Raw genomic sequence first — 23342 nt, forward strand, 5'->3', positions numbered from 1 at the left:
GCCCTTACTTCGCATGGCTTGCCGCTCCGAGCGCGATGTTTGTTGCGAAAGTCGCGGTGCTCTTGGCGCCGTTCTAGGGGCGACGGAAACGCCCCTTCTCCGTACCCAGGAACCCCTTTAAACTCACGGCGCTCCTTGCGACCTGTCACCCTCCGACTGTCAGGCGAAGTCGCACCCTGGGATCGGCTACGAGAAGCAAGTAACCCATCCGTAGTCTAGCATAGAGCTGACTGTTGGTGCATGATGCTACCGAGGGAGGGGACAATGGCAGATAAGATCAAAGTACGAGTCCAGGAGCACAGGAACGTTTTCATTCACAACGACCTCGCCAACGCAGCTTTCTACTTCAAGCAACGAATCTCGGAGCGCTTGAAGAACGGAGACCACGAAGGGGTTGGGTTAGAAATGATGGCGTGCTTGACGATGATCGCATTTGCAGTCGAAGCAAAGTTCAATTTTCTTGGCCATAGACTTGTAGCAAAATGGGATGAGAGGGCACCGTATCTGGATAAGGTGAGAAGGGTGACCAAGCATCTCGGCGTCGCCTTTGATGACAAAACCCGGCCATATAAATCCGTGCGCGATCTCAAAGATTTCCGTGACACGCTGGCTCACGGCAAACCTTTGGAGTTGCGAACAGACAAGGAGATCGTGACGACGCACGAAGAACTGGAAAAACGTGGCTATCTGACGGCTGATTGGCAGAAGAGACTCACCGAGCAATTCGTGAATGACGCGTTTGACGATATGGAAGCGATCTGGCGCGACTTACTTGCTCGTTCGAACCTCGCAATATTTGACACCCTAACCAGTGGCGGGAGCTCAATCACCTTCATTGAGAGCGTAGCTTAGGAAAATTCCGGAACTCCAGACTATTTTGCCTTAACGATCATCGATTGCGATGCGTCGACTCCCATGCATGCAGCAACGAGCCTACTCGCGCTGGCAGGCTTACCATCGTCCTGAATGCCGGCGATCGCTTCGAACTGTTTTCCGCCATGCGCGCACGCAGTCGTAATGTCTCCGTCGGCGCTACCCTCGATAGCGTCTACAGAGTCCTGAGCTTCGGGAGACCACGCGAGTGGATAGCTAGTGTCACTGCAATACTGGACCGCAGTATCGGCGTAACAGACTTGCCTAGCCGTTTCGAGCTGAGCAGCTGTCAGCGATGCAGCGTGCGCCGACGCTGCGGTTAGGGTGATCGCGCCGACTGCGACAGCGATGCGCAACGTCAATGCCCTCCTCAACTATAGATTGTACATGTTATCCCCCACACCCCCGTGCCTTGCAAGGTCGGTCGCATTGACCGCGTCGCAGCTACCTCTGACAGTACCGTTACGTCAGAAGCCGTGCTACCTGATGGGCTTGGCCAAAATCGTAGGGTGATTCTGATGGTGGATCGGTACGTCTTCGTCGCCAAGGTGCGTCAGCGGGAATCGAACGGCGAAAGTCATCATGACGGCAGCGAGCTCTGGATAACCTACTTCGAGGACAAGGCATTCACGTTCACTAGCGACGAGACGATTGGCGCAATCTACGACCGCATCAGCCGTACTGACGGCGACGTGATTGAGATCAAGCTGATGTATGACCGGGCCAGCTACAACCCGCCGCCTGCGACCGGGGACGACGACGGGATACCCTACTGACCGCCTGTGGCAAGGAATCGACCATGGAAACTTGGATTGAGGCTGATTGTCCGATAACGGACGAGCCAGCCGCGCGGCTTGAGAAGACGTTCGGCGACTACGAGGAGTACAGATGTCCGACCTGCAAGCACTTCCGCATCTCGGGCTCGGCGGTCGAGTCGATCAAAAAGTACAATGTAGAGGCGAAGCTCGAACTGCTGGTCCTGGCGAAGCGCCTAGCTGACCCCAAGGGCGAGTTGCCTTTCGTCATGAACGTTGACTGACAGTGGGCGACGCAGTTCGGACCGCTTAGTCGCCGCTGTCTAGATCTCTTCGTGAAAAGAGGGCGTCTCGCCAAATAACCCGCTTCTCCCACCGGATCTCCACCAAACGCCGGAAACGGATTCTGTGTGCCTGCTCGTCACTAGGGTGAAACAATTCGCTGAAGTGAGGAACATATTCCTCCACGGTCAAGAGGGCGGTTGACTTTTCGTTCCCTTTTTGTTCACATAGCACAACGGGCGACATATCTATGCAACCAACCCCTACCTACGACGCTGTTGGTAGATGCATCTACTGCGATGCCAGGGTGCACTCCATTCACCGCGACAAACTGGGCGACGAACATATCATTCCCGAGGCGATCAACGGCAGCCTCGTTCTTCCCCAGGCGGCGTGCGGAAGGTGCGAGGGCGCAATCAGCAAGTTCGAACAATATTGCATGAAACAGACGTTGGGGCCGCTACGGTACGCTTTAGGTCTCAAAACAAAGCGCCCAAAGGATCGGCCGGAAACGCTGCCGCTGCAGCTGAAAATTGGAGGTGAATGGGTCACACGGGATGTGCCAGTCGAGTTGGCGCCCTTCACGCTTCTTCTCCCCATCTTCCATCCCCCAGAGATACTCTATGAGCGTGAACCTAGCCGAACAAATATCAATACTGAGTCATTCAAGTTCGTAAACATGTCCGCCGGTGATCCGTCCGCGCTCTTCGCAAGATTCGGGGCAACGGAAGGCCGATCATACCAAGGCTCCCTGATAGGTGAACGCTTCGCATTGCTTCTTGCGAAGATCGCTCATGGATTTGCCACTGCCGAGCGGGACGACATAGATCATTTCAACCCTGTCTTAGCAGACACGATCTTACGGGAACCCTCGGCTCCGCCATTGCCCTACTTGATCGGGGGCTCTCCAAAGCTGCTCCCCGCATCTCAAGAAATCCATGAAATTGGCCTTGCGCGCGGCGTAACCAAATTCGGAGTCACTTGGATTGTGCCGATCAGACTCTTCGGAGAATTCGGCGCGCCAAGCTATCAGGTCGTGGTCAGTGTCGAACACCCGCCGTTCCCAATCATCAATCGGACAATAGGCTCAGAGGCAGGAAAGCCTTGACGCACCTCTCTGATGATGCGCGAGAGGCATCCAGTGCACCCCACGTCCCTATCTATCAACAGGAAACTGATCTACTCAACATCGACCCGTGGCAAACTTCTACACAAGAAAAAATAATTGTGATAATTCGCCTTCTATACCTGGGAGGGGTTTAGAATGAAGACACGAGTCAAAACCGTCGTATATAGACGCGCCATGTGGCTTGATGGCCACGACCCTTCCAAAACCTTGGAATACTATCTGCGAGAAGCCCACAAGAAGCTGGCCAAAATCGGCCAGCGAAAATTCGCGCGCGCTGATGGCCAAGTAATAAAAGGGAACAAGGCCCACAATAATCCCGGTGGGGGCTTGCTCCTTCACTTGGTCGCGGGAACTCCCGGGGATCGCGCCAGCATCGTTCCGGCAGCGGATGACGATTTAGAGGAATTTGAAGTCGGTACGGCGCCAGCGCCGGCAAGGCGCGATTTCATGGATGGAGATGTGTTCGCGCTAGTCCGCGGAAACGATGTATTCCTATGCTCGACCGTACTGAAAGATGGCTCGTTTTCGACGTATTGCCGGCAACTGCTAAAAAAGGCCGATGTCGGCGATGACGCAGACGAATTCGAACTTCAGAATGTTGGAAACGTCGATAAGATGAAGCTGATCAAGGCCCAAGGTGTGAAGGCGGTCGAAGTGCGGGCTACGCTTTACGAGGCGAGTATAAATTATGTCAAGCGCAAGACCGACACGGCTGGTGCCGTAGGCGCAGCTTTCAAGCATCTAAAGGCCTTATTTGGGGACGATGTCCCTGTGGATCTGGAAAACGTGAACGTGTCCCTTTCGCTATCTTTCGATACCCGACGGAAGGAGGGGCGAGTGGTCGGTAGGAAGCTTATGGATAGCGTAGCTCGTGACGTAATCGAAGACGAGGATGATGACTACGTCATCGTTACCGGCAACAACCAACGGATTAGCCAAAAAGAGGTTTTCATCCGACAGAAAGTTTCAATAGACCGCCATGGGAAGTCCGTTTTGCGAGACAGCGCTTGGAAGGCGCTTCGTAAATTCGAGAGCGATTTGAAAGAATCCGGCATTGTGGCACAGTAAACCATGCGCGCCGTGTTCATAATTGGTTCGTTTGCGGTGGGGATCTTAGTTTCAAAGTATTGGGGGGAGTATGTGGTCGGAAATGAAGCGGCGATAGGCATATTCGTGACTGTCTACACCGTGCTAGCTGGCTTTTTGGTTGCCGTGATAACAGTTCTGGGAGACCCGTCTTTATTGCCTTCCGGTTCTTGGAGGTCTGCTGAAAGCCATAGGCAGGCCATAGAAGATAGGCTGATACGCCATACGTGGTTGTTCGTGCTCTACCTGGTGACCATAGGCGTGATTTTTGTTGGTGCGCTGCTAAGCAAGGCACCTAACACCGTCATATCGGATGACACCAAATCGATGATTGCGCACGTCCATCTGGCCTTAGGCGTCACAGCTTTCGTTCTCACGTTGGGAATGCCAAAAATGCTCATGGATATTCAGCGCAAGCGTGTTGATGCCGAAATCGACCGACGTCGATCTGAGGCCGGCATCAAGGACAAGGACTAACCTTTCAAGCTTGGGCGATGCAGTGATTGCCCCAGGCATCGAAAACTCCCCGTTTCGCCTCAAAGAAATCGGAACGCTGATAGGCGCGGCTGACCTCAGTGCCGACTACATGGCCGAGGCAGCGCTGCATGATGTCGTCCGCAAAGCCACCAGCTTCGACCCCCCACACGGCAAGTGACGTGCGGAAGCCATGCGGCTTAACGGCCAGCTCAAGATCGGCTAGCAGATACTCGAAAGTGTGGCTCGACAACGGGCGATCATGCAGACGGCCTTTGAAGACCAGCGCTTCGGGCTCGCGGTTGGACTTTATCTCAGCAAGGACAGCTTTGGCTTGCGCCGACAGCGGCACCACATGCTCGCGGCGGGTTTTGTACTCGGACGCCGGAAAAACCAGCCTGTCGTCCTTGACGTGACGCCAGCGGAGTTCACGCGCTTCCTTTTGGCGCAGCCCGCATAGGATCGTGAGGCGAAACGCGCGGGCACCCTCACCCGCCATCCCTTGAAGGGATCGCATAACATCGCCTACTCCCGCCCATGCTAACGCAGCATGGTGCACAGTCGCGGCACGAGGCTGTGGCAGCAAGACCGCGATATGGCCCTTGATACGAGCAGGATTCAGGCCCTTCGGCCGATATCGCTTCGCGACGGAGAAATCCAACACCCGCTCAATGAAAGATCGGAGATAAGCGCCGGTTGGTGTGCCCCAAACGGGGCGCAGCGCGTCAACCACGTGGTCGTCATCAACGGTCTCGACGGGAAGCCCTACGACATCCTTGAGCCAATTGGCGCAATAGCCTTTATAACGGTCAGTCTGCGCTGGCACCCATCGAGCGGAATTTGCAGTGATGAACTCATCGGCGACGCAACCAAAAGTCTGCCGTTCGGCACGCATAGCTGCTTCCTTCGCAGCCTTGCGGTGCTCGATTGGGTCAAGGCCCTTTGCCCGGACATCACGTGCATCACGCGCTTTCTCACGAGCAATTGACAGCGAAACCGAAGGGTAGCCACCTAGGCCCATCTCCCGCCGCTTGCCCCGGCCATCCACATATATGTAAAACCAGGACCGCGTGTCGCCCGCTACTCGTAGGTAAAGCGACCCTCCGTCGCTATAGATGCCTGGCTTCACCTGTGCCCGCTTCAACCACGTGTCGGTCAGTTTGTTGACAGCCCTTGCCATGCTCATTCCTTTGCCCTGGAGCGCCCTAAATCAGTGTCAGCAACGCATAGGACACAACTCGCCGGATGCGAAAGGAGAAATTATGGTTTTGGTCCCGTCAACCATAATTCGCGTACATGTTCGCCAATGTGCAGCAATGTGCAGAGCTCCTGTGCGCCATTGTGCAATGCCAACCTAAAGTGCTGATTATAATATGGAAAGTTCAATCCCACCGGCCTCGGTCTCGCGTGTCATCCCGCTGATTCTCGCCGTCGCACTTTTCATGGAAAACATGGATTCGACCGTGATCGCCACCTCGCTGCCGGCGATCGCGATCGACATCCACACCAGTCCGATCGCGCTGAAGCTGGCACTGACGGCCTATCTGGTGTCGCTGGCGATCTTCATTCCGATCAGCGGCTGGATGGCGGACCGGTTCGGCGCCAAGAACGTGTTTCGCGCCGCGATCGGCGTCTTCATTGCGGGCTCTGTCGCCTGCGCCTTCGCGAATTCGCTGCCGGCTTTCGTGGTCTCGCGCTTCCTGCAAGGCATGGGTGGCGCGATGATGACGCCAGTCGGGCGCCTGGTGCTGGTGCGCGCCACGCCGAAGAGCGAGCTGGTCGCGGCAATGTCCTGGCTGACCGTGCCGGCGCTGGTCGGCCCGCTGGTCGGCCCGCCGATCGGCGGCTTCATCACCACCTATTTCACCTGGCACTGGATCTTCCTGATCAACGTGCCGATCGGCCTGATCGGCATGTGGCTCGCCACGCGCTATCTGCCGCAAACCGAGCCGGCCGAGACACCACCGCTCGATTTCCCCGGCTTCGTGCTATCGGGGCTGGCCGCTTCCGGCGTCGTCTTCGGCCTTTCCGTGGTCAGCCTGCCGGCGCTGCCACCGATCGCCGGCTTCGTCACGGTGGCGGTCGGCGTGGTCTCGGGCGTGCTGTATCTCATCCATGCCCGGCGCGCCCAGAATCCGCTGCTGGCGCTGGAGCTGTTCCGCAACCAGGTGTTCCGATCCTCGGTGCTCGGCGGCTCGCTGTTTCGCATCGGCATCGGCGCGGTGCCGTTCCTGTTGCCGCTGATGTTCCAGATCGGTTTCGGGCTGACGCCCTTCCAGTCCGGCATGATCACCTTCGTTTCGGCGATCGGCGCCATCGGCATGAAATTCGTGACCGCGCTGCTTTTCCGCCTTGCCGGCTTCCGGCGAGTGCTGATCTGGGGCTCGCTGATCGCCGCCGCCTCGATCGCCATCTACGGCCTGTTCACGCCGCAGACGCCCTATGCATTGATGCTGGCGATCCTTTTGGTCGGCGGCTTCATCCGCTCGATGTTCTTCACCGGCGTCAATGCGCTCTCCTATGCGGAGATCACGCCCGCCGACACCAGCAAGGCGACGCCGATCACGGCGGTCTTCCAGCAATTGTCGATCGCGCTCGGCGTGGCGCTGGCCGGCGGCATCCTCGAAGTGTCGACCTCGATCCATGGCGGCCCGCTGACCTTGCAGGATTTCCACATCGCCTTCTTCATCGTGGCGGCAGTGTCCGCGGCGGCGTCGATCACCTTCATGCGGCTGGCGCCGGATGCCGGCAATGCGGTGTCGGGGCACGGGCGGCTGACCACGCCGAAGACGCTGGAAACGGTCGGGACCGCGGGAAAGTAGGCGCCTTTCCCTTCGGCGGCCGCCCGGCCCTTCGCAGGCTCAGGGCGTTCGAAGCTCGAAAAGCCAAGCAATTGGCTTTCGTCCGCTAACGCGGACCGCTTCTCACCCCTTGAACTCCTTCGCCAGCAGATAAAGCTCCACCGACTCATCCCGCGAAGCCGGCGGCTTGACGTGATGGACCGAACGGAAGTTCTGCTTCAGCAGCGACAGGAGTTCGTTCTCGGCGCCGCCCTGAAATGTCTTGGCGAGGAAATGGCCGCCGGGCTTGAGCACATGCAGCGCGAAATCGGCCGCGACTTCGCACAGATGCATGGTGCGCAGATGATCGGTGCGGCGGTGGCCGGTCGTGGGCGCGGCCATATCGGAGAGCACCACATCCGGCTGGCCGCCGAGCGCCTCGGCAAGCTTTTGCGGCGCGTCCGGATCGAGGAAGTCCATCTGCAGGATGACCGCGCCCGGAACCGTGCCCATTTCGAGATAGTCGATGCCGACGACATGCGGATTCTCGGCACTCGACTTCGTCCGCGCGGCCGCCACCTGGCACCAGCCGCCGGGAGCGGCACCCAGGTCGATGACCTTCATGCCGGGTTTCAGGAGATGATGCTTGTCGTCGATCTCGATCAGCTTGTAGGCGGCGCGCGAGCGGTAGCCATCGGCCTTGGAGCGCTGCACATAGGGGTCGTTCATGTGACGCTCGAGCCAGCGGCGCGACGATTCCTTCAGGCCGCTCTTCTTCTTGATCCTGGTCTTGAGGACGCGAATGCTCCCCGAGCCCGGCTTTTCCGGCTTCTTGCCCATCACCGGCCACGCCCATCATTTCGCCACACGCCGTCATCGGCCATCAGTTCGCTCAGGATCCCCTCGCGCAGGCCACGGTCGGCGACACGCAGGCGCTCGGACGGCCAAACGCCACGTATGGCTTCCAGGATGGCGCAGCCGGCAAGCACCAGGTCGGCGCGGTCGGCGCCGATGCAGGGGTTGGCGCAGCGCTGCTGGAAATCCCAGCCGATCAGCCGCTCGATCATGCGATCGACGCTGTCGCGATCCATCCACAGCCCGTCGACGCGGCGGCGGTCGTAGCGTTCGAGATCGAGATGCACACCGGCAAGCGTCGTCACCGTGCCGGAGGTGCCAAGCAGATGGAAGTTGGGGCTGGCCAGCACATGCGCGAGCCGGTCGCGGCCGTCGAAGACTTTCAGCCGCGTGGCCACGTCGTCGACCATGGCGGCAAAGGTCTCGCGCGTCACCGTGCGGCCGCCGAAGCGCTCGGCGAGCGACACCACGCCGACGGGAAGCGAGGTCCACGACACGATGTGGTTGGCAAGCCGCGGGGAGCGCCGCCCCGTCAGGTCGATCAGCGCGATTTCGGACGAACCGCCGCCAATGTCGAACAGCACCACGCCTTGCGTGTCGCGCTCGACCAGCGAGCCGCAGCCGGAGACCGCAAGGCGCGCCTCGGTCTGGCGGTCGATGATCTCGAGCTTCAGCCCGGCCTCGCGCTCGACGCGTTCCAGGAATTCGACGCCGTTGGCGGCCGAACGGCAGGCTTCGGTTGCGATCAGCCTGGCTTTCCTGATCTTGCGGTTGCGCAGCTTCTCGCCGCAGATCTTCAGCGCCTCGACCGCGCGGTCCATCGCAGCCTGGCCGAGCCTGCCGCTGGCCGTCAGCCCCTCGCCCAGCCTGACGATGCGTGAGAAGGCGTCGATGACGCGGAACTGGCCGTGACGGCCGGGCACCGCGACCAACAGCCGGCAATTGTTGGTGCCGAGGTCGAGCGCGGCGAAAACCGGCAGTTCCTGATGCGGCGGGCGTGGCGGGGCCTGGAGCGGTGGCCCTGGCTCACTCAGCGGCGGCGCGGTCTTGGCTTGGCTGGCGGAGATAGCGGCCGGCGCTGCACGCGGCACGGCGCCGTTCTCGTCGCGCGCAAACACCTTGCGGCCGCGCCTGCGCTTGCGCCGCTTGCGCGTCTTGCCCTTCGGCTGCTCGGCCTGATGGTCGGCCTTTCCTTGGCCGGTATGTCGCTGATCGGCATGTCTGGCATGCGCGCCCGCGTGGCGGCTGAAACGCCCCGCATGCGGGCTCACCGGTTCCGCCGGCGATGCCCCGGACACACCCACTGCCGACGCGCCCGCGCCGGTGTCGTGGTCTTCCACTTCGGTTCCTTCCGGCGCCGCGCGAACCTGAACGGACGCAGCAGGCACCTCGATTTGTTTCAAGTTGGCAACAGAGTAGCAGTGCGTTTGGCAATCACCAAGAGCGCATGGCCCGAATTTTGCCAAGGTCACGTAAGGGCAATGTCTTGCCGGTTGAATAGCCGGCTTCGATCAGGCATGTCTGAAATGAGACTATGCGGGCGAAGTGGGGCCAATCCGGACGAATGAGCTGCAACGCATGATGACGACGCCATGAATTGGAGGCGCTATTTCTGGCCGGTCATCGGCATCGCGGCCGTGGCCTTCTCGCTGTGGCTGCTTATCCACGAACTGCGCGGCATTTCGCTCAACGATGTCTGGACGGGCATCGCCGCTATCCCGCCGCGCAGCTGGGTGCTCGCGGCGCTGAGCTCGGTCGTCGCGTATGCGGCGCTCGCCGGCTACGACCATATTGCGTTGCTGCATATCGGCAAGAAAGTGTCGTGGCTGTTCGTCACGCTGTGCTCCTTCACCACCTACGCGGTGTCGCACAATATCGGCGGCTCGGTGTTTTCCGGCGCGGTGATCCGCTACCGCGCCTATGCCACGCGGGGGCTGACCGGCCAGGAGATCGGCGTGCTGGTGGCCATCTGCTGGTTCACCTTCATCCTGTCCAGCGTTTTTCTCGGCGGCCTCGTGCTCTTGCTGGAGCCCCAGGTCATCGATCGCTTCACCGGCGCGCCGCATCATGGCGCCGCCTTTGCCGCGGGCGTGGCCATGCTCATCCTCGTCGGCGCCTATGTATTCGGCAGTTGGCTGGGGCTCAGGCCGCTAAAGATCGGCTCCTTCCAGCTGCACTATCCGGCGCTGCCGATCGTCGCGCGGCAATTGCTGATCGGCCCGGTCGAACTGCTGGCGGCCGCCGCGATCATCTACTTTGCCCTGCCCGAAGCCGGCAATCCAGGCTATTTCGTCGTGCTCGGCGTGTTCATGGTGTCGTTCTCGATCGGGCTGCTATCGCACGCGCCGGGCGCGCTTGGCGTGTTCGAGGTCGTCTTCCTCACCGGCCTTTCGGACATGGACCCAGTGGGCGTGCTCGCCGCGCTTCTGGTGTTCCGCTTGTTCTATCTCATCATCCCGCTCGTGATCGGGCTGTGCCTGGTGCTGTTCTTCGAGCATTCGCAATACAGCAAGGGCGAAGGCTGAAGCCTTCCGCTCGCCTCATGGCAGGCCTCGTCAAAAAGGCTGCGGTTGAACTCAGCTGCGGGCTTGACTATTTTCGGATGGCGGCTACAAGGCAGCGCTCGCGGCACATAGCCGCCCGCTTCGCGCGACGCAAATCGCGCCCTGCTGGGGAATAGGTTAACGGTAGACCCACGGACTCTGACTCCGTTAGTCCTGGTTCGAATCCAGGTTCCCCAGCCAAACTGGACTCCCCGACGATAAAGCTGTCTGCTGTGCTCCTACCGTTGTCCCCGATGCGACGGTTTCCGCAAGCAGATCAAACGGTTGTCTGCAGACTGCGTGAACGTCGCCTTTGTCCCATTGGCAGTTCGACAGCACGAGATTCAGGAGCCGCTTTTTCTCGTGTACCGGCTGCTTCGCAAACAGTCGGCTGGCATTGCGCCCCAACTCCAACAGCCGGATGCCGTCCGCCATGTATGACTCTTCGGCGCTGCCATGGCGCTCTATCTCGCGAAGCAGCCGCGTCTGTTCGGTTCGCCACTGTGCCGACATCCGGTCGTAGAAGGCGGTGTCGATGCGGTCATCGAGCTTATCGAGATACATGGCGTGCAGCCTGTCGTCGAGCCGCTTGTACTCGACTTGGCATCGATGGATCGCCTGTTCGTGCTCGCGGCGGTCATCCGCATGGCTGGCCATGAGGGCTGCCTTGACCCATTCCAGTATCTCTTCGTCGAAATGCAACCGGTCGAGCAGGTTGGCGAATGCCTGTCGAGCATTTCCTCGCGGACATATTTGCGGCGGCAATCTGCGTACCCGCCTCGGCCTTTGTTCGCGTGCCCCGTGCAGTGATAGTATACGTATTTGCCCTTCTTGATCTCCGCTACGATGCAGCCGCATTCGGTGCAGGTCATCAATCCGGTGAAGGCGAACTCGTTCCATATCGGGTGGGTCGGCACCGCGTTGCGGCCCGTCAGGATGCCTTGGACCCGCTCCCACAGTTCGATCGATACGAGAGGTTCGTGCTTGCCCTGGTGCAATTTGCCGTTCCATTGGAACAGCCCTGTGTAGAGGCGGTTGCGCAGGATCATATGCACGGTGCTGACCGGAACCAGATTGCCGCTCTTGGGATAGATCAGCCCATCGCCATGGGCTGCCTTGGCCAAGGCCTTGAGCGAATACTGGCCGGTTGCGTAGCGCTCAAATAGCTGTGTGACCACTGGAGCCAGTTCAGGATGCGGCTCGATAACCTTTCTGCCATCCTTCCCCGTGGTGTTGACATAGCCGCACGGAGCCTTGGTCGGCCATATACCTGCTCCGCCTTCTCCATTTGCCCCTTGCGAGCTTCTTCCGACAGGTTGTCGATATAATTCTTGGCCATCAAGACCTTGATGCGTGCATGAACTTTTCAGACGAGCGCGAGTCTCGCGACAGCATCACACCCTCTTTCGCAAGGTGGATTTCGACATCCAGCTCATCGAGGGTCACCCAGTCCTTCAGGTTGCGATAGAGCCGGTCGGTCTTCTCGACCAGGACGCTTCGAATGCCGGGATGCTTTCGCAGATATTTGACCATTTCGGTGAAGTTGGTCCGGCCAGTGGTTTTGGCCGTCTCGGCGTCGATAAATAGCCGCCCGCAGCTGGATATCGCAAGGAGTGGTACTGGTTAGGGTGAAAAACGGCGGCTTTGCGCCTCGCCGGCGGCGCGGTTTCTGCTGGCTGCACTGCCCCAGTTCCGGCTCGACTGCTCGGCGCCGATGTATCCCTTTCGACAAGCGCGACCTTCAAGGAGCACTGCGCCAACTAGTAGACCGCGAAGACCGCCCACGATGCCGCAGCGATCACTGCCGCATCAACGGATTGCCGCAGATCGCTGGATGTCTCGATTTGCTGCGGTCGCGCGAATTATCCCCTCCGCCTAGAAGCGCCAGTTTGTCGCGTTGCGCAGGCAGCCGGCTGCCCCGCCAAGATGGACAGGCCAACGAACTGTGAACCTCATTTCGTTACCACGATAATGCCGCGGGTCTTGTTTGAGCTGCTGTCGATTGTATCGATAGCCCTGTAAAGGTCGGCGAGTGTCATCCACACGGGCGGATATTTGTATTTGGCCACGTCGAGCACCAGGGCGCGATCCGTCTCGGCGTCATAGGCACCAATCGGCGAGACATGACCAGCGCCGTTCTGACCGATGGCCTGGCGTGTATAGTTGACAATGAGCCGCTTGCTCGGATCGGCAAGCGTATCCTTGATCAGCTGCCGGAGTCTGGACACGTCGATGGTGTCGGCGTGGTGGAACTCCGCCTTGACGCCTAGATTCAGGAGAAAGGCGTTGATCTGCTCCAGCACCAGGCCGTCCTCTTCAACCATGGCATAGGACTTTATCTTCTGGTTTTCCGGAGTGAACACGAGATCCTGTGTGAACAGACCCCACGGATACAGGCGCGGCGGCGACGGGCGTTTTATTTCAAGGCTGTTGAGAACGGCGGCAATGGTGGCCGGGGCGCAAAACGTGAGGATCTGCTCGGTTTCAAGATAGGTCGCTAGCTTGAAGTAAGGCGACTTTTCATCAGCCTCGTCGAACAGTTTTTCGCCGGCGGGTTCGGTTAGGTAGATAAGCTGATCAGCACGAGCCATGGGCAAGGCCAGAACCAGCGCCACAAGTGCGAAAGCGATTGTTGTTCTCATTGCTGTGCTCCAACCCAATCGGCTAACGCCTTGATGTCGGCGTCGGCAGCATCCTTGACGATTTCCTGCATGGATGCCGTTGCCCCAGGCGTGAACCGCATTGGCAAGATAGAGCGGCTGCTGTCCGGCGATGATCGGAGCACTGATGAGTGCTTGTACCCGTGGGGCATGAGACAACGGCGCGAAGCAAATGCTCGAAAAGGCATGTGCCGTCTCCATCAAAGGGTTATGGCACAGATGCACACGCCATTCTTGCTACGTCAAGTTGTGTCCGCGCTCGGTAGTGGGTCAGGTTGAAATCGGCGTAGCGATCACAGCAGGCGTTTTGCCTCGATACCAAGTTTGAGAGATCATCCTTATGCGCCTATTGACGCCAAAGAAGCCGCAATGCATGGCCTTGATAAGTGCGACTACCTCGCCAACCTTATGAAGAGGGTAAACGTTGCTCGGTCCAGTCTTTCAGATCGGTTTCGAAGACGACCGAATATTCGCGCGCATCCGTCGAGCTTGACCATGCCCCAACTTGTGCCGGCGGGCGGTCTGGCGGGATCTCCTGCCATGTAAGGCCGGATTGCCAGGCCAAAAGATAGCCTGCGGCGGCGCGTTTTCCGGCACGGTTTCCGAGCGATTGTAGACAGGTCGATGTCGACCCGAGAAAGTTAGGGTATCGTCCTTAGACACTGGCTTCTAATACTATCTTCCGCCGTGCGATTTCGGCCATGGGGGATACGCTATGCCGCAATCATTCGGAATGGCCTCTTTTGTCTACACGCTCATTCCTGTGGGTGCCGCAATTCTTGGAGCCGCAATTGCTGCTTATCGCCGCCCCGGGGCCGCGCTTGTCAGCGCAATTCAGCATTTCGCTGCCGGCGTCGTCTTCGCCGCTGCGGCAGGTGAAATTCTCCCGGGCCTGAAGCACGAAGGGTCAGCCGTGCCCGTCGCCATCGGCGGCGCCGTGGGTGTGGTCGTCATGCTGCTGCTGAAGAACCTCGAGGAGAGGAGCAAGGGACAGATCGGCTTCTTGACGATCGTCGGAGCTGACATTCTCGTCGATGGTCTGGTGCTTGGTCTCGGTTTCGTGGCCGGCGCCAAGGTCGGGTTGCTTCTGACGATTGCACTCACAATCGAAGTGCTCTTTCTCGGGTTGACTGTAGCGGTCGAACTCGGCGAGTCGGTCAAAACTCCCATCTGGGTCGTCGCAGTTACCGCCTTGCTCGTACTTTTGCGCCGCTCGGTGCAGTTGCCGCAGTCCCGATTTCGACACTTCCTGGCCCGTATCTTACCGGCTTCTTTGCCTTCGGCGTGGTCGCGCTTCTATATTTGGTGACGGAAGAACTCCTCGTCGAGGCTCACGAGACCCCAGACCGGCCTTGGGTCACGGCTATGTTTTTCGCTGGTTTCCTGCTTCTGCTCTTGCTTGAGAGCACAATGGAATGACCCTGTTTCAGTTAGGGCACTCCCGACGGGATCGTCGGCATGTTCGTGCTCGCCAGGAGGACCGAAAGCTCCAGGAGAGTTATGGATGGTCCGATGCGAATGCGGCTTGAGCTGCGCCAATGACAGAATTGGCGGAAAGCAATGCTACATCACAATCGATGGGGGAAACGGAAGTCAGAAATCCTACCTCTGCTCTTCTGCCAGAGAGCTCGAATTGCTGTTGTCCATATTGAGGTCGCCGCGGAAGCTTTGACCATCGACAGCAACCAACCTGATAACGGCATTTGGCGCCGCAGCAGGAAGCGAATGCTCAAGTGGTAATCGTATTTCTGCCTTTGCGCCCATGCGGGCAATCAGCCCGTGCGGCCCCGGGACGACCTGATTATACGCGTACTCGTTCTTGATGTGATCTGAGGGCAGGGCTGCGAGTTCTGTCGCGTCCCAATGGGCGAGAATCTTTCCGGAGCTGTCCTCGACCGCCGCTTCCACTATAAAGGCTGGAGCTTCGGGCGTGCCAGCATCGAGGTAGACGTGAAGGCTGACAAAGTTTCCGCTCAACCTCGCGTTTCCCACGCTGAAATGGGTTACCGATGGGCTCACTGGACCAGGATGAAATGAGGTCAACACAGCGCCGCGAAAGTGACTGTAGAGCCCGACCACAAAGATCGTGGCGAGAAAGAAGCCTAGCAGCGCGACCTTCTGGAAAGTCCCTTCTGAGAGCGGCAAAGGAAGGCTTCCATTGGTCCATCGGAACCAGCGATGCGTGGCCAGATGCGGACGGCGCCTGAGCAGCAAATTATCAACCGAATATGCGCCACTGCCGTTAAGCATTAGGGTGCAGGCCATGGCGATGTTGGATGCGGCCATCGTCCATCCCTCGAGACATACAGCACCTATCCATCCGAACATCGCCATCAAGATGATTGAAATGCCGAGAGACGCACACGCGGCGGCGCGCGTCATAAAGCCCGCGATGAGCATCATCCCCGCGATCAACTCGGCAGCACTGAACACGATGATCGTCGCATAGAGAAGATCGAAGTGTTTGAGTACGAAGGAGATGGCCTGATCGGTTCCAAAAAGCGCACCGGGCATGGCATCCTGTAACTTGTTCGCCATCCAGTTATGTGCGCTCGGGTCAAGTTTTTCGGGATCGTAAATGAAGCGGCGCGAGCCCCCGCCCCAATATATGAAACCGTGCACGACCCGCACGGTGAGCAAGCCTAACGCCGCGCCTCGCCAATAGGCGTCATCCAATGCGCTGACAACTGAACTCTCTCGCGTTGCACGGTTCAATGTCGCTAACGTGCCCGCGTCTATCATATCCCCACTTCCCTAAAATCGTTTCCTTCCTGCGTCTTACTATTCCCAAACATCACGATCGGCGAGACGTCTCCCTGAAATGCGGATGGTTTTCTCTGATGACCTCTCCGCGATATTCGATTGGCGACATCCCGTAACGCCGCTTGAACGCCTTGCCGAAAGTTGAGAGATCGGAATATCCGCAATCGAATGCAATCTGCCCAACCGGCCGCCTAGGGTATGTCTCGATCAAGGCGCGTGCACGCGTAAGCCGAACTTCCCGCAAGAGACCGGCAACAAACATCGATCGATCGGCGAACAGTCGATAGAGACGCGCGCGTGAACACCCTATAGCTGTTGCAATGCGAGCGGCAGTCAGATCGTGGCGTGAAGCATGCGCCTCTATGTAGCGCCTGGCTGCGGCGAAGAGATATTCGTCGAGTTCGTTCTTTCGATCTTCGCCTTGTGCAAGGCGTGAGAGCATGGCGATCGCGAGAGAGGCCATCGAGTGCATTGCGGCCGCAGCGTCGGCTTTATCCAGTTCGGTGCCATGGCGTGACATGGCGTCGAGATGGGCAAGCAGGATTGGCGTCAAACCGCTCTTTGGTAACTTGACAACAGCTTTGTCACGCAACGCCGGTCTGGGGCCAAGCACACTCATTATCAGCGAACGAGGAAGCGCAAGCTGCGCGAGTTCGTACCGAGTGGACGAGGTCACAAAAAGGCGGTCGCAATCCAACAGGATCAGCCCGCTGTTGCTATCAAGCACCGTTGTGCACTCATCGTCATGACTGACCTCGAACATCCCCGAGCGCACGCACCCGACAAGCACCAGGCCGCTCTCGCGGTTGCCGAAGCCGCATATCAGCGGGTCGCCGCGGATATGAATGAAGGACGTTCCGTCACTATCCTTGCATCGAAGCAACTCGCTACAGAAATCGGCTCCGGTACTGTTTGTAGGCCGGGATATCACGCAGGATGTGAACTGCTCCTGCCAGAAGTCCAGGTGGTCTGCGACCGGCACCGATGTCGTGGTCAGATTCGCGAGAGATGTGGGTGCTGATTTCACGGCTCCGCCGCCTGGACTGTATTCTATCAAACAGAATTGTGACAGCATATTACAGAAAATACTAATAAAGACCTGACTGATATTTCTGAAACTTGAGATATATACTTTGGCTATGGCGGCGTTAAAATAGGAATAAACTTGCAGGCGGAAGTTTAGTAAAAAATTTGTCGTGAAATTAACGATTATTATACCAAGTCTTTTCGTTGCAAAACCGATCCATGCCGCGGAGATAAAACGTCCTGTTCCATGAGACAAACTGACTAACGGTGTCAGTCCTGGCGTGACAGTCTCCCCGACCGCAGACCAGCGGCAGGAGACAGGGATGAGCGGGTTAAACGAGTTGAGCGGCTACGACCTTGTCTACGCGGTCAGCCAGAAGACGATCAATAACCAGTTGGAGCTACTATCAGCCCTCTCGGTTATGCCAACCACTTGGAAGGCCGCCGACCCCGATGGATTCTGGTCTATCGACCTTTCGGTCGGAACCCCAACCGTCGACGCAGTGACAGGCAACGTCGGCGCAAGAGCGCTCAACGTCATCTTTCCGTTTACCGGAGGAACGATGACCTATTCGAGCCTCGGCCGTGACGCAAACGGCAAGCCTGCCGTCATCAGCAAAACGATCCAGATGAAGGGCTGGGGGCTGAAAGTCACGGTTAATATGAGTCTTGCGGAAATCGCCCAGACAGACATCGCGGCACACAAGCTCATTCCAGATGCAGTCAAGCGGCAACTGAAGGCCTTCACCGTCGACATGTACGACATTCGTCATCTGTTTCTCAACTTCGAGGACGCGGACTTGATTACGGACAGCTACGAGTTCATTCCGGCCGCTGGTGTAAAGAACGCCGACCTCGTCTCCCCCAACGTGATCACCCAACTGCGCGCCGTGGTGCAAAGCGTGATCGAGACCCTCCGTGGATCGAACAATCCCTTCATCTTCGGCTATGCGGTAACAAACAAGAAAGTGCCGCCAAAGGATGCGATGTTCGTGCCGACGGGATCCAGCTATTCAATTTACGCTGAAGGCTCGGATCCCGGCCGGAGTAGTCTGAACTTCCTGTCGCAAACGCAAGGACGAGCTGTTCCTTCCGACGCCAAGTCGGGGCTCTTCGACAGCAACTGGATCAGTTCTGATCAGGTCCAAGGCACCTACGTGATCGCCGAGCGCCTCGTAATGGAATTACTGGTGCCCCCAGTTGCAAAATTGTTTGGGTTCCAGCCACAGGATTTCCAGCAATCGAACAATACCGTCACCGCGCATAAATCAGGAAAATCGGATAAATCCACGACGATCACCTTCACGCCGGTTGCCAACAAGCCCCAATATTCCTGTCAAATCCGCGTCGCGTTCAAGGTCGATGCGAAAGACATGGCCGGAAGTTATATTGGATATGCAGATGTCGAGATGTTCTGGAACGCGGATTTTCTTTTTGGCCTCGACGGGGGCAATAATCTGACGCTCAACCTCGTCAACAGCAAGACAAGCAACAACATCCATAAGCATCCGAACTCACTCGGTGAATTCGAGCAAGTGATCTCCATGATCGCGGACACAGCAATGTCGGCGATCTCAGACAACAAAGTTAACGGCATTTTCCACAACATGGAGAGCCAGGCGTGGCCCAAGGGCATCGCGGCGCCACTCGAAGCCAGCGGGTTGAACCTGAAGTCGCGCATTATCCTGGCCGCTGGCTCCGAGTTCTTCTTCAAGGACATCGCCACGACGCCACAGGGCCATCTCAAGATGACGACCACGATTAAGAATTGAGGCGGCCACCTTAACTGGTGACACGTGGCTCAAAAAAACCTTCGCGGCAATCCCAATCTCTGCAGGAGAGATCGATGATCAATGTCAGCCTCCGTTCTGAAATCATGAAAGACTATGTACCGGGAAGCGAGCTGGCCGGCGACCGCGATATCGTGGCGGCGATGCAGAAGGACGGCACGCTCCTTCTCTTCTCGATCGGCGTCGACGAGCATGTCTACATGCTCACCAAGGCGCCGGGTTCGAGCACGGGATGGAAGCGAACTGATCTCAGCGCGGATCTGCCGGCGGGGATCCGCACACTGCATCTGTGCGCCGCGCAGGCGGTTGACGGTTCGCCGATCCTGGCCATCGCGACTGCACCGCAATCGGGTGCCGAGCGGACGGTCTATGTCGCGACGGATTTCTCACTCACGCCGAAGCCGAAGCGCTGGAGCCCGAGAGGCTCGCGCACCGGCGTGGAAATAACCGCGATGACAACCGGCTCCGCCACCGACGGCCGGCCCGTCGTTGCCGTGGCTACCGTCGACGGGCAACGGCACATGTCCACCTTCTTCCTTCATCCCGACCCGAAGGGTGGGAACACCATCTGGCAGGAAGTCCCTTTGCCGCTCAATGGCAGCGGTGTCGTGGATATGGCGATCGGACACAATGCAAAGCTTGAAGCCGGCGTCGCGGGGCTCGAGGGACTGATCTATACGCTGCTCCGCGTCGATGACGTCTCGACACGCGTGATCGTGACCTCATTTCCCGATTTCACCGTCTACAACCACGTCATACCGGTTACCACCAGCCCGACCGCGCTTGCGGCGATCGGCCTGCCGTCCGGCGATACGCAATTGTTCCTCGGCACCGACAGCCTTTACGGGCTCAGCCCCAAGCAGCAGATGACGCAGGATGCAGCGGACGTGTCGGAAGCGTCTACCAAGATCGTGCCCATGGGGCCGGACGCTTCGGCGCTTGCAATGGCGACAGGGCGCCATCCCGACGGCCGGCTCGAAATCTGGTGGCTGAACAAGAACGGCATCCTGTCCTTCGTGGAAGAGAAGCCTGCCGGCGGCTGGGGACAGCCGATCGCACTGCAAAAGCAGATCGGTGAGATGACCGCGTGGCGCAATCCGGTGAGCGGCGAGATCGATCTCTTCACGGTCGACCAGAATCATTCCCTTACCCATCTCGCGCAGGACCGCACGACGACGCTATGGTCGGCGCGATCGATCCTGCTGCCGGTCGATAAAAGCAATCTGACCAAGACCGTGGAGTGCAGCGCCTATACGACGCAGATCACGCTCAGCGATGCGGATGGCGCTCCTCTTGCCAACCAGACCGTCAAGATTTCGGCTTCGTCGCTCAGCCTCGTCTCCGTCGACGGGTCGCATTTCTTCGTCGACCAGTCCGGCCAGGTCGCCACGGCCGAGACCAACGCTCTCGGCATGCTCAGCGTTGCGACGGCGGCAAAGGGTCTCGCGACCCCCAAGATCCGGCTCACCGGCGATTTCATGAAGGAGGCCATCGACTTCGACCCCAAGACCGCGGTGGGAAACCGGCTGAAATCCATCAGTGTCGACGACCTGAAGGGGGCAACCGTCACACGGGGCGGCAAGAAGGTACCGCTGGTCCCCGCGGGTCGATCGGCCCAGCTTTCCGATGCGGCACAGTCCCTGCGCCAACTCGTCAAGGTACAGACCCGCCTAGCGAAGCCCGGCAAAGCCGATGACGTCGACGTTGATGTCGGCGATGCCGGCCCGGAATCATATGACATCAAGCCGCTCAGCAGCGCAGTGGCGACGCCTCTCGACGTTTCGCATCTACAAAACGGCGTTGTTCTGACGCTACCGACGACAGCCGCGACGCCGGCCCGCCTGGCCGCCCCGGAAGGTATCTTCGACTCCATCGAACACGCTTTCGGCGATGCGTGGGAAGCCGTGAAAAACGGCCTGATCGATGTCGCGAAGATCGTTATCGAGAAGGTCGATGACGGGCTGCGGATCGTCATCCATGGCTTGAAGACGGCGTTCTCAGCCGTGCTGAAATTCGCGGAGCAGGTCTGGAACGTCGTTGAATGGGTCTTTCAACAGATCGGCGCGGCCATCGAGGAACTCATCGAATGGCTGAGCTTCCTATTTGAATGGGGAGACATTCTCAACACCCACGTGGTGATGCGGAAAATGACGCAGCTTGCTTTCAAACACATCGAAACCTCCATCTCATCTGTTGAAAAGGACGTGATCGCAGCTCTCGATAGGCTGAAGCCAGACCTGGCCAAGAAGACTTTGAAATGGCCCGCGGACGGGGTATCGCACATGACCATCGCAGCCGCGCCCAAAGGCAGCAAGGCCCAATCCCTCACCAAGGACACGAAAACGAGTTGGATCGCCAGCAAGGTCAACCGTCACACGGTTGGTCGAGCGAGTTCCACGCATTCCGATCTGCCTTCGGACTCGATCGCCAAAACGCTCGAGGGCATTGGAGAAGACGAGATCAAGGCCATTCAGACCGCCTATGATGAAATCGTTGTCGACGTCGCAAAGAACATAATGCACTTCGATCTCGAAGCGATATTTAACCGGGTGATTGTCGCGTTCACTGACGCGCTGCTCGATACGGCGAAGAATATCGTGACGGTCGTCTGCGATGTGACCCAACTTGCGATCGAGGCAATCGACTCCATCCTGAACGCCCATATCAACATCCCAGTTATCACGTGGCTGTACGAGAATATCATCGCACCTGGCAGCAAGCTGACGGTTCTGGACGTCAGTTGCCTGATCGCTGCAATCCCGGCGACTGTAATTTGCAAGCTTGTGACGGACAAAGCGCCATTCTCCGGCGCGCAAGCCGACGCGCTATACGGCGCGGACTCGCTCGATGCTTTTCAGACGATCCTCTCCGCGCAGCACGGTTCTGCACCGCGTGCTACGCAAGCACTGATGGATAGCAAGTCCCCAGCAATGCCATGGTATGCGACATTCATTTTGTCGTGCGTCGCGGCGGGGTGTCGATTTTCTACGGCAATTCTGTCTACAGTCGCAATCGTCCTAAAAGGTAAACCCCTAAAATACGTGAGCGTAATATCGTCGACGCTGAAAACTTTAACTGCCGCAGTATCCATAATAACAACCTTGAACAACCCAGCCAAAAACACTCTTGTTCTTCTAATAGAAGGTGCGGTTATATATATACTAATAATACTGTGTATCACGTCGTATCTACAGTCAGCGGACGATAACGTTCAGCCAATGCTTTATTATGCAATCAACGCCGCCCTAGGGGCCTTGGGATTCATTTTAGTTTGCACAAACTATACGATTGCGTCATTTGACGAAAAGGACGTATCCGATGCTCAGAGGGGACTGAAATTCGGCATGGTGGGATCTATATTTGTGGCGCTTTTCATTAATCCTCCACCCAAGCTGAAAGAGTCGGACAACCCGGTTTTGTTTGCGGCTTATGTGATACTGAAAGCAGGATCCCTAGTTTGCATGTATTCTTCGTTCGCCCTCAACGTTACGCGATCCTACCTCTCCAACAAAAACGAACTTCCCTACGTCGATATATGATTTTGGCAGGGCTCGAAGGGAACACAGATTCGCAAGCTTTATGAAAGGTCCTTGGCGATGCATGAAACCCCCACTCTGACGAGCCGGCGACTCAAGCACCTGAAATTGCACATCCAAGCGATTACGGCGTCGCTTGCGTTGGCGATGTTCGCGCTCTCTCCTGCCTTCGCCGAAGAGAGCGCTGATCGCGGCGGCATCACGATCGACATCCCCGCAAACATCAAGGAAGCGAAGGTCGTTCTGAATATCAGTCGCCCGGCCTTCGAAGGCGACGAGCCAGCGGCGCTATCCTATATCCGCGTGATGACCAGCCACTTTCAACAAGACGGTGCCAAGGCGGACATCATCGCGGTGTTTCACGGTGAGTCCGGCTACATGCTTCTCGATGACGATACATATAATCGAGTGCGTAAATGGCAGGACGGCAATCCCTACAAGAAGCAGATCGCGGAATTTCAGGAACTGGGCGTCCAGTTCGAGGAGTGCGGCAAGACGATGGTGGACAATCATTGGGTAAATGCCGACATGCTGCCTGGCGTGAAGATCAACGCCGGCGCAAATTTTCGCGTCATCGAACTTGTCCAGCAGGGTTACACGCAACTGCAGCCGTAAGGCCTGAGCGCCGTCACAACCAACTGCGTTTTTGCAAACAGCGCCCGCCGCAACCGATGCCAACGGTAAGAGTCTGTCTCTGCGGAGGCGGCGTGAATGATGCCCGTTTTTAACAAGTCATTGATCCCTCATTCTGGGACGTCGATTTCTCCGCGCCGCCGCAACGCGCGCAGAT

19 protein-coding genes, 1 tRNA gene and 2 pseudogenes are annotated in these 23342 nt (G+C 58.1%); 13 read left to right on the top strand and 9 right to left on the bottom strand.

Annotated elements, in window-relative coordinates:
* Positions 1–264 precede the first annotated feature (264 nt).
* The 6 genes from DPM33_RS23600 (at position 265) to DPM33_RS23630 (ending at position 4602) form a co-directional block, all read left to right on the top strand.
* A complete protein-coding gene (locus DPM33_RS23600) occupies positions 265–852 on the top strand; it encodes a hypothetical protein (RefSeq protein ID WP_112099805.1) in 588 nt (195 codons plus the stop codon).
* A 539-nt stretch (positions 853–1391) separates the two neighbouring features.
* Positions 1392–1649 (top strand): hypothetical protein, encoded by a 258-nt coding sequence (locus DPM33_RS23610; RefSeq protein WP_112099807.1) that lies wholly within the window; start codon positions 1392–1394, stop codon positions 1647–1649.
* Positions 1650–1672: 23 nt separating this feature from the next.
* Positions 1673–1912, top strand: a complete 240-nt coding sequence (locus DPM33_RS23615; RefSeq protein WP_112099808.1) for a hypothetical protein — start codon at positions 1673–1675, stop codon at positions 1910–1912.
* A gap of 305 nt (positions 1913–2217) precedes the next feature.
* Positions 2218–3018 (top strand): hypothetical protein, encoded by an 801-nt coding sequence (locus DPM33_RS23620; protein WP_146770313.1) that lies wholly within the window; start codon positions 2218–2220, stop codon positions 3016–3018.
* 156 nt (positions 3019–3174) lie between these two features.
* Positions 3175–4107: a hypothetical protein gene (locus DPM33_RS23625; protein WP_146770314.1), complete on the top strand. Its 933-nt coding sequence runs from the start codon at positions 3175–3177 to the stop codon at positions 4105–4107.
* A 3-nt stretch (positions 4108–4110) separates the two neighbouring features.
* Positions 4111–4602 (top strand): hypothetical protein, encoded by a 492-nt coding sequence (locus tag DPM33_RS23630; protein ID WP_112099811.1) that lies wholly within the window; start codon positions 4111–4113, stop codon positions 4600–4602.
* Positions 4603–4606: 4 nt separating this feature from the next.
* On the opposite strand, the gene DPM33_RS23635 is transcribed toward DPM33_RS23630, so the two are convergent.
* Positions 4607–5779 carry a tyrosine-type recombinase/integrase gene (locus DPM33_RS23635; protein ID WP_167449190.1) on the bottom strand — a complete coding sequence of 391 codons (1173 nt, stop codon included), beginning with the start codon at positions 5777–5779 and terminating at the stop codon, positions 4607–4609.
* A gap of 193 nt (positions 5780–5972) precedes the next feature.
* Here DPM33_RS23635 and DPM33_RS23640 point away from each other — a divergent pair, with 193 nt between their 5' ends.
* The gene (locus DPM33_RS23640; RefSeq protein ID WP_112099813.1) at positions 5973–7421 is read left to right on the top strand and encodes an MFS transporter; all 1449 of its coding nucleotides are present in this window, start codon (positions 5973–5975) and stop codon (positions 7419–7421) included.
* Positions 7422–7523: 102 nt separating this feature from the next.
* On the opposite strand, the gene DPM33_RS23645 is transcribed toward DPM33_RS23640, so the two are convergent.
* The gene (locus tag DPM33_RS23645; protein ID WP_112099814.1) at positions 7524–8219 is read right to left on the bottom strand and encodes an RlmE family RNA methyltransferase; all 696 of its coding nucleotides are present in this window, start codon (positions 8217–8219) and stop codon (positions 7524–7526) included.
* Positions 8219–9574: a Ppx/GppA phosphatase family protein gene (locus DPM33_RS23650; RefSeq protein ID WP_112099815.1), complete on the bottom strand. Its 1356-nt coding sequence runs from the start codon at positions 9572–9574 to the stop codon at positions 8219–8221. The genes DPM33_RS23645 and DPM33_RS23650 overlap by 1 nt, the downstream gene beginning before the upstream one ends.
* 252 nt (positions 9575–9826) lie before the next feature.
* Here DPM33_RS23650 and DPM33_RS23655 point away from each other — a divergent pair, with 252 nt between their 5' ends.
* Together DPM33_RS23655 and DPM33_RS23660 are read left to right on the top strand one after the other, a co-directional pair.
* Positions 9827–10759 carry a lysylphosphatidylglycerol synthase transmembrane domain-containing protein gene (locus tag DPM33_RS23655; protein WP_112099816.1) on the top strand — a complete coding sequence of 311 codons (933 nt, stop codon included), beginning with the start codon at positions 9827–9829 and terminating at the stop codon, positions 10757–10759.
* Between the two features lie 145 nt (positions 10760–10904).
* Positions 10905–10978: transfer RNA gene (locus DPM33_RS23660), tRNA-Gln, on the top strand.
* Here the strand turns inward: DPM33_RS23660 and DPM33_RS37085 are convergent.
* The 4 genes and pseudogenes from DPM33_RS37085 to DPM33_RS23670 all read right to left on the bottom strand — a co-directional run bounded on the left by DPM33_RS37085 (position 10946) and on the right by DPM33_RS23670 (position 13638).
* Positions 10946–11479 (bottom strand): hypothetical protein, encoded by a 534-nt coding sequence (locus DPM33_RS37085; protein WP_245442345.1) that lies wholly within the window; start codon positions 11477–11479, stop codon positions 10946–10948. The two genes, DPM33_RS23660 and DPM33_RS37085, sit on opposite strands and share 33 nt — an antisense overlap.
* Positions 11480–11562: 83 nt before the next feature.
* Positions 11563–11955, bottom strand: a pseudogene (locus DPM33_RS37090) (recombinase family protein); the annotation flags it as partial.
* A gap of 160 nt (positions 11956–12115) precedes the next feature.
* Entirely contained in the window at positions 12116–12382 is a 267-nt protein-coding gene (locus tag DPM33_RS37095; RefSeq protein WP_425373570.1) for a recombinase family protein, read from the bottom strand.
* A 347-nt stretch (positions 12383–12729) separates the two neighbouring features.
* A complete protein-coding gene (locus DPM33_RS23670; RefSeq protein WP_208648443.1) occupies positions 12730–13638 on the bottom strand; it encodes a phytochelatin synthase family protein in 909 nt (302 codons plus the stop codon).
* Between the two features lie 532 nt (positions 13639–14170).
* Between DPM33_RS23670 and DPM33_RS23675 the strand changes: the two are divergent.
* Positions 14171–14856: pseudogene (locus DPM33_RS23675) on the top strand (ZIP family metal transporter).
* A 183-nt stretch (positions 14857–15039) separates the two neighbouring features.
* On the opposite strand, the gene DPM33_RS23680 reads toward DPM33_RS23675, so the two are convergent.
* Both DPM33_RS23680 and DPM33_RS23685 read right to left on the bottom strand, forming a co-directional pair.
* Positions 15040–16179 (bottom strand): TQO small subunit DoxD, encoded by a 1140-nt coding sequence (locus DPM33_RS23680; protein ID WP_112099818.1) that lies wholly within the window; start codon positions 16177–16179, stop codon positions 15040–15042.
* A 52-nt stretch (positions 16180–16231) separates the two neighbouring features.
* Complete coding sequence (locus DPM33_RS23685; RefSeq protein ID WP_167449191.1) at positions 16232–17227, bottom strand: helix-turn-helix transcriptional regulator; 996 nt, start codon at positions 17225–17227, stop codon at positions 16232–16234.
* A 322-nt stretch (positions 17228–17549) separates the two neighbouring features.
* Between DPM33_RS23685 and DPM33_RS23690 the strand changes: the two genes are divergently transcribed.
* From DPM33_RS23690 to DPM33_RS23700, 3 genes are all read left to right on the top strand, one after another.
* Positions 17550–18998, top strand: coding sequence for a hypothetical protein (locus DPM33_RS23690; RefSeq protein ID WP_112099820.1), 1449 nt, complete (start codon positions 17550–17552; stop codon positions 18996–18998).
* Between the two features lie 74 nt (positions 18999–19072).
* Positions 19073–22555, top strand: coding sequence for a hypothetical protein (locus DPM33_RS23695; protein WP_112099821.1), 3483 nt, complete (start codon positions 19073–19075; stop codon positions 22553–22555).
* 57 nt (positions 22556–22612) lie between these two features.
* Positions 22613–23167 carry a DsrE family protein gene (locus tag DPM33_RS23700; protein ID WP_112099822.1) on the top strand — a complete coding sequence of 185 codons (555 nt, stop codon included), beginning with the start codon at positions 22613–22615 and terminating at the stop codon, positions 23165–23167.
* The last annotated feature ends 175 nt before the right edge of the window (positions 23168–23342 follow it).

This window comes from Mesorhizobium hawassense (assembly GCF_003289945.1).
GTDB classification, from domain to species: Bacteria; Pseudomonadota; Alphaproteobacteria; order Rhizobiales; family Rhizobiaceae; genus Mesorhizobium; species Mesorhizobium hawassense.